This is a genomic window from Methanospirillum sp., from assembly GCF_035406105.1.
Taxonomy (GTDB): domain Archaea; phylum Halobacteriota; class Methanomicrobia; order Methanomicrobiales; family Methanospirillaceae; genus Methanospirillum.
On record NZ_DAONKG010000126.1, the window covers coordinates 1 to 7,381 of the forward strand.

The window sequence follows — 7,381 nt, forward strand, 5'->3', positions numbered from 1 at the left end:
AATCAATCCAAGAATATCAACAAGAAATTTTATATCATCATCATTATCTATATTGATGTCGAGACAAACTTCATCCGCCTGTAATACATCAGTTCCATGAATCTTACGGAGTTTCCCTGTCCGTATAACATAATCGATACCCTTAATATAGGCATCCTGTATACTTTTACATTTAATCGTCTGCATTCTTATCAGTCTCACCAGATATCTGTTTTAATAAATCCATCTGGATCTCAATCTCGTTCATGATATCATCATACATAATGTAGATTTCCTGTAACACATACAGTTTATCAGTTACTGGAACATCCATTGATAAAACTGTGTATAAATCTTCGATGCACTTCTTTTTATAACTATCGAACTGTATGGCCAGTTCATACATTGTCTGAAGATCCATGAAATATGAACCTTTTATAAATCAATGGGTTCGAAATAATCACAATAAAAGTCCTGTTCTACCACTATTTGTGAGATGCTGCACCAGAATGTGTCTTTGTATGGTTTGCAATGCAGGCAGTCTATACAACAACTCTCTGTCATTAAATAATATAAAAAAATTAATATTATTTAATATTATTGGAAAGTTTCATTAGATATCCTACAATTATTTATATATTCCAGAATCCGGCAATGGATTCTTTATACTGCTTTACCATATATTTCATAGTATCGGTCTCCGGGATGTACTGGATTGCTTCTGATTCACTGGGTTTTCCTGACAATGCAAGGTAAATTTCGTGGTTTGATCGTTTCACATTTTCGATGTTATACCCGCCTTCCAGAACCGTAATAATCTTATCTGATATCAATCGTTTTACACATCTTGTCATGTCGTAATAACTCCTGTCTGACAACGTTAAATCAGTTAACGGATCATTATAATGGCTGTCGAGCCCTGATGAAATCAACACAATATCCGGATTGAATTCCTTACCCACAGGAACGATAATTTCCTTGAACAATTTAATGTATGTGTCATGACCGGTTTCAGGGACAACTGGTAAATTTATGGTGTAACCAAGACCTTCGTCAACCCCGGTGTCCATCAGTTTTCCCGTTCCCGGATATAGCGGTGACTGATGAATCGAACAAAACAGGACACTTGGATCATCATAAAATATGGATTCTGTTCCATTCCCGTGATGTGCATCCCAGTCCAGAATCATGATCTTTTCCATGCCATGTTTCTGTAAATATCTTGCAAGAATTGCAACATTATTTAAATAACAGAATCCACCACCATAATCCTTATATGTATGGTGACCAGGTGGTCTGTTTAATACCATGGCGGTCTTTGTCTGTTCCTGTGATACCAATTCACCTGCCGTTAAACAGCCAAATGCAGATATACATGCATTCTGATACAGATCCGTTTTATATTCAGCATCCATCTTTAACTGTCTGATATAACTGGATGAATGTACCGCTTTTATATACTTTTCATCAAACTGTTTTGGCTCAACAAATTCTGAAACACTATGTGATTTCAGATATTCATACGATTGTTCTGCACGCTCTGCCGTTTCAGGACTGCTTATATGGTTCAAAAACCTTGGTGTGTATATGACCGGTGTCATACATACATATTGGAATTCAAAGTATTTATAATATTCTATTGGGTAATCACTATTACATTATTTAGACATGGTATATTTTATGAATTCAATGATTGCCTGAATAATAACTGCAGATGCTGTTCCTGCACCAGAACCAATACCCATCATTTTCAGTTCAAGTTCCCGTATCTGAAGTGCATGTTTATGATCTTCGTCTGTTGATTTTCGTTCAATATCGTTAATTAAATTGTTTAAGCTGACATGCAATGAGTTCATTTCTTTCCTAATAGAACTGATCTCATTTCGCAATTCATTCAGTTCATTCTTATTAAACACGTTATTCTGTCTGATATCCGCATCAATTCTCTGTATATCATTACTTAACCGTTTTTCATAAATAGCCAGTTGATTTTCCAGTGTCTCAATATGTGTCAGGTATGCATCGAGGAGATCTCTGATAGAATCATATGCAGTAGTCATTTTGAAACCCCTGTCAGATATTTATAATGATTTATGCATAATACAGCACCAATGACCCCACGAATTTCACCTGTTGAGAGTTTGTGCAATGTCCTGACAATGAGAACCGGCATTAACTGCATATCCCTGTCATACATCATACATTCAAAATACTGAACATCCCCGGTTTCCAACAATTCTACATCCTTCTTCTGTAAAAATTCCACGTATTCCGGGAATAACTGAAGATTGGTTTTACCTATAATATACGATTTGGACGCACCGTAATAATTAACAAAGGCTTCGTTACAATCAAGGTATACCCCGGATAAATCACGATAATAAATCGGAACGGGAAGAACTTTCAGGATCGAATCAAGGAAGTTTCTTTTTATATCGAGTTGGGTCTCTATTTCACGGACTTCAGTGATATCACGGGCAGTTCCCACGATTCCAATAAGTTCGTTGTTATAATAAAACGGAGATTTATAAACAGCGAGTATCAGATTCTTCCCTTCAACATTTCCGGATTCTTCAAAATACTCAGTCTTTAATGTTTTGAAAACAACATCATCAGAATTCTGACAAAGTTCCCCAAAGGTGTGCCAATTCGGATCATCGGGATGCTTTGCCCGTTCCCGTTCTGCAAAATACAGATCAGTTTTTCCATAGACTTCATCAGGCTCGCATTTTAACAATGTCCTACATAATCCGGTATTTGCAAAAATATATTCTTTATTGACATTTTTTGCCCAGATCATCTCCGGTACATTGTTACACATCTCCCTGAAAAGACTGAAGTTATACTCGATCTCATCAATCTTGTTTTTTAACTCATCCTCGGTAACACGGAGTTCCTGATTATATGCTTCCAGTTCAGCCGTTTTCAGTTCCAATGCATTTTCATATTTAATATGCTCTGTAATATTATGAATTACCACAAACAGAGCAGGTGAGCCTGACCAATCAGAAACATCCACGGTACCCTGAACATAAATTTCATCCTCATCCGGCAGGGAGATTGTTGCGGTAAATACACTGGATGCATCATGATTTTCCAGATAACCGGTTACCTCATTTCGATACTCCTGTTTAATCAGCTTTAGAAATGAAACGTTCTGGATATCATCAAGTGTTGTTTTTAACGTATTTAAAACAGACTTATTTACATGAATAATCCGGAAATCCATATCAAGAATGAAAATCAGATCTGATATTGTATCATAAAATTTACGAAAATTTGCTTCATACCTCCGTTGTTTTTCATCTGCTTTGAAAATTTCATCAGTCAATTTCCGTAAATACTGAATATTCATCCATACCTGATTATGACTTTCATTATATAAAATATTTCAAAAACATTATGTATTGATATAAATCTGATATAAAAATGATATAAAACAGGTAGAAATGTTCTGCATGTTGTATGATATTCAAATCATACAAAGGCTTTTAAATCTCCTTGAAATAAAATATGAGCAAATTTATCAAGTATGATTAAATTGATGATACCAAATAATAACATTATCATTAAGATAACAGAAGCGATATAATTTCCAAGAACTGCAAGTATAATGATGATACTGGCAACACTGATGTTAAAACCAACAACTCCCCAGATCCACATATAAAGATATCTGGCAATCACATACAACTGAATATTCGATTCTCTCTCTGATACATGAACCCATTCAAATGAATCTTCCGGCATATCATTATAACTTATTTATAAACAAATATAAATGTTTCCAAGAAAGATTTATAAGTTGATAGTTAATATGAAATACACATGATATTTACTGTCGTATCGAGTCAGGACAAACAATGTGTTAATGTATATCCTGATATTATTGTGGATGACTCAAATCCGGATTCCCTTGACATTATCGATTCAGTATACCAGAAATTATGGGATGATTTTGAGAATGGTCTGCTTGAAAATACAGAACCTGATGCAATCTATGAGTTGTTTATCCAGCGATTGCATGAGATTAATGCACCGGTTATTGTAAACAACCCACAACGGGAGATCATCAATTTACCTGCATAATCTTTTTTTTTTTTTAATTTCAAAAGAAATCGGTTACGGATTTCTGACCACGAACCACTGAATTCCAGTCTTTCCCGATAGCCCAAAGATATGATTCAAGTTTTGATTTGATCACTTTATCGGCCATTTTCTCATAATCTATCAAATCAGCAATTTTTTCAACCGGAAACGTATCATCGATGCATATAACACCATGTTTCAGATACAATAATCTTGGTTTCGTACCTTCCGCAATAAAATGCTTATAAACCCGTTTTGCAACATCAATACCTTCAATCCATGAGTTCTTTGTATCGTATTTTATTTTACGGATTTCTTTTGGTATAGAGATATCATAGATATTTACTGAACCGGATTTAACCAATCTATACTGGTTTCGTACAAATTCAGCAGCCTTCTCCAGATCTCCATCGATTAACACAGCTTCAAGAAAATACTTCAGACAGTTTTTGGTAATAACGGAGTTGTCGGAACGTTTCAGTTCGAGACCCATAAATGACAGTTCACTGGTATCATGTCCTTCATGCCAGATTAAATATCCAGCGTATTTTTTCTTTGAGGATTTGTTCCGATCTTTGCTGGATGCCTTAAATAAGATACGACGGAATAATTTTTCCGCTTTCAATGTAATATGAACAGCACATCCTTTTTCATCACACCAATCAGCAAGTTTTTTATTAAGATAATTTTCTATCTCAATTGCTTCAGAGCTTGTAAAAACCTTGGATATGAAAACAGAGTCCGTATCTCCATATATTATTGATTTCTGTAATTTTAAACACTCAGATTGTATATACCTGTTTATTTCCTGACCGGTGGATGTAACAAACAATGCGTTGTCTCTGTTGTATAATCTGAAAGCAGGGGAGCCCAATACACCATAAAATGAATTTGCAATTGCCTTGGTTCCGCTATCCAGTATATCAGCACCTTTTATACCCTGTTTCTTTAATGATCTGTAATGTTCACGAAGTGCCATAATCTTCTTCATTGCCTGAACAACGATCCCGTCAATATCCGGATTAACGTTAAATCCAACCATGATATTCGGATACATAGACGAGACATCAACTGTCTGAACATACTCATGAATTCCGGCACTTGGCGTGATTACAAGGGCTCCGGTAAACTTGTCATTGGATTGCTCCTTATATATTTTGGTGGGCATCGGTCTGATACCTTCATGAAGCAGGAGCATTTCAATTATTTTTGAATTGAATAAACTGTCGGAGATTTTGTTTCCGGCGATAAACCGGATAGACTCAAAATACATGTATAGACCAAGGGATGTATCGATATTATACAATGCTATAACATCGTTCTTACAATATTCGATGAGATCGTCATATCGTTGTTCTTCTATCACTTTCTGGAGTATCGGTCCAAGGTCATTATATTCGAAGGCGAACGATTCAATTATATTTCCATCTTTATCAGTCTTGTCAAGGAGTTCTTTATCGTTGATTATAGACTTGAGGCTGAAAGATTCACGCTGGCCCATCCCGATACTGTATTTTTTGAATGCTGCCATCATATCAAGACAAACACGACCACCAATTTTATTATTAAATTCACCGGTTGATGGATCATACTCGGTACGACATTGCCCGGAACGTGAAAACCCCGAAAGTGAAACTGACAAATTTCTGGCTCTGTTAATTAAATACGGGATATCAAACTGTTCAAAATTCCAGCCAGTGACAATATCGGGATCGATTATTTTTATGTAACTGCAGAATGATCTGATTAAATCCCGCTCGTTCTTGCAGACAATATGACAGGGATCGCTGGTCTGGAGCACCACATCACTGGTAAACACGACGATTTTTCTGATTATACTATCCATCACCTGAATGGTAATAATCGGAAATGCTGCATTTTTTGCATCAGGAAAGACTCCCTGTGGTGATAAAACCTCGATATCACAGTAGACAATCCGGGGAGAAACGGGATTTGGCACATCAACAGGTATGGGCTCCCCGTTTTCAATTTTATATGCATACTTTATATGTTTGTCAATCAGGAACCGTTTGTCAAAGAGAAAATCTGCCATGTCAGTCCATGAAAACAGCCTGTTTCCCAGATTATCGGTTGCATCCCTTACTTTCGGAACATCCGAAGGAATATACGTAATAACCCGTTTAATTTCCCTGCCCAATGCATCAATATATATATCATTTTCGATTCGTTTAACCTGTGGGTGATTCACTACTTTATGTGCTTCTGTAGCCGGTGCCCAGAAATACGGTTCAAAATTATCAAATTTATGGATATATGATTTGGTCGCATCATGGTAATCACGTGAATATAAGATAACCGATGGCACATTTCCACTTACAGTATAACTGGACTCCATCACCACGAATATATTATCATCCAATACACATCACAGAACAATATAGGAGTGCAAAATATAAAAGGATAACAGATCACAAAGCAATAAAAAGAAATACAATAAATACAGTAAGTATAATAGCATAGAAAAGATATACTATATATCTTACTTCATACGGTTCCTCAATTTCATTATATTTCCCTGCTGACCATGCATTGTCCGGCTGATACATAGGATACAATAATTGATTTATCTGTTATTTAATCATTTCTGTATGATCGTGCCATCTGCCAGTCTTCGTCATTGAACTGCCTGTAACACCGCTGACACTGATAATAATCGATCTCACTGATTTTTCCCTTCAGCCACGGAACACCGTCACAGTTATCTATTAACTTCAGGTCATAACTGCCGCAGTCAGGACAGTGTGGTTTGTCCAGTATCTCATCCCGTTCCCCAGTATAATCAGTCGGATCATCCAGCACAATGCCTGACGTATCCATACTTCTGTACACAATAAACAAAATGATATATCCAAGTATCACCAGCAAAAATCCCATTAGCACAATCAAAGTAATGTCCATAAATATCATTTCCCACTATACAACAAATACTATATATTAATTTTCATCATATATATAAAATAGTAATTCAACCGTATAGTATGCATAAAAAACATGGTTACATCTGTTGCAAACTACTTCAAACTGATCTTCTTCATTCATATATTAATATTTCATAGTATTTATATGTTTGTTAAGAGGAGTTAATACTTATCAAACCCAATATTTTAAAGAGGCGTGCAATTCCTCCAACATCTAAAGAAGTTGGTTTCCTTGCACAATTTCCCATGAAGCAGGGGTTGGATGGATTAATACACCAGCCGGGGGTGCAATCAGGCATGATGATACCGAAGGGGCATCAACTTCTACTGTACATAGCAGATACATTAGAAATGATGTAAAACAGACATTGACT

At 35.9% G+C, this 7,381-nt stretch carries 9 protein-coding genes; 1 reads left to right on the plus strand and 8 read right to left on the minus strand.

All coding sequences use genetic code 11. From position 1 onward, the window contains the following. The 6 genes from PLA23_RS08485 to PLA23_RS08510 form a co-directional block, all read right to left on the minus strand. Nucleotides 1-186 (minus strand): hypothetical protein (locus PLA23_RS08485; RefSeq protein ID WP_324474859.1); only part of this gene is annotated, 186 nt, incomplete at its 3' end. Next, nucleotides 173-400 (minus strand): hypothetical protein, encoded by a 228-nt coding sequence (locus tag PLA23_RS08490; protein ID WP_324474860.1) that lies wholly within the window; start codon nucleotides 398-400, stop codon nucleotides 173-175. The genes PLA23_RS08485 and PLA23_RS08490, both read right to left, overlap by 14 nt. 211 nt (nucleotides 401-611) lie before the next feature. After that, on the minus strand, nucleotides 612-1,580 hold the full coding sequence (locus tag PLA23_RS08495) for a histone deacetylase family protein (RefSeq protein ID WP_324330863.1): 969 nt from the start codon (nucleotides 1,578-1,580) through the stop codon (nucleotides 612-614). A 57-nt stretch (nucleotides 1,581-1,637) separates the two neighbouring features. After that, nucleotides 1,638-2,039, minus strand: coding sequence for a hypothetical protein (locus tag PLA23_RS08500; protein ID WP_324330861.1), 402 nt, complete (start codon nucleotides 2,037-2,039; stop codon nucleotides 1,638-1,640). Further along, on the minus strand, nucleotides 2,036-3,334 hold the full coding sequence (locus PLA23_RS08505) for a PAS domain S-box protein (protein ID WP_324330859.1): 1,299 nt from the start codon (nucleotides 3,332-3,334) through the stop codon (nucleotides 2,036-2,038). Before PLA23_RS08505 ends, PLA23_RS08500 begins: the two co-directional genes overlap by 4 nt. A gap of 122 nt (nucleotides 3,335-3,456) precedes the next feature. Next, nucleotides 3,457-3,729 carry a hypothetical protein gene (locus PLA23_RS08510; protein WP_324330857.1) on the minus strand — a complete coding sequence of 91 codons (273 nt, stop codon included), beginning with the start codon at nucleotides 3,727-3,729 and terminating at the stop codon, nucleotides 3,457-3,459. Nucleotides 3,730-3,807: 78 nt separating this feature from the next. Between PLA23_RS08510 and PLA23_RS08515 the strand changes: the two genes are divergently transcribed. Then, complete coding sequence (locus tag PLA23_RS08515; RefSeq protein ID WP_324330855.1) at nucleotides 3,808-4,068, plus strand: hypothetical protein; 261 nt, start codon at nucleotides 3,808-3,810, stop codon at nucleotides 4,066-4,068. A 19-nt stretch (nucleotides 4,069-4,087) separates the two neighbouring features. On the opposite strand, the gene PLA23_RS08520 is transcribed toward PLA23_RS08515, so the two are convergent. After that, entirely contained in the window at nucleotides 4,088-6,424 is a 2,337-nt protein-coding gene (locus PLA23_RS08520) for a DNA polymerase domain-containing protein (protein WP_324474861.1), read from the minus strand. 239 nt (nucleotides 6,425-6,663) lie between these two features. Beyond that, nucleotides 6,664-6,906 carry a hypothetical protein gene (locus PLA23_RS08525; protein ID WP_324474863.1) on the minus strand — a complete coding sequence of 81 codons (243 nt, stop codon included), beginning with the start codon at nucleotides 6,904-6,906 and terminating at the stop codon, nucleotides 6,664-6,666. Nucleotides 6,907-7,381 lie beyond the last annotated feature (475 nt).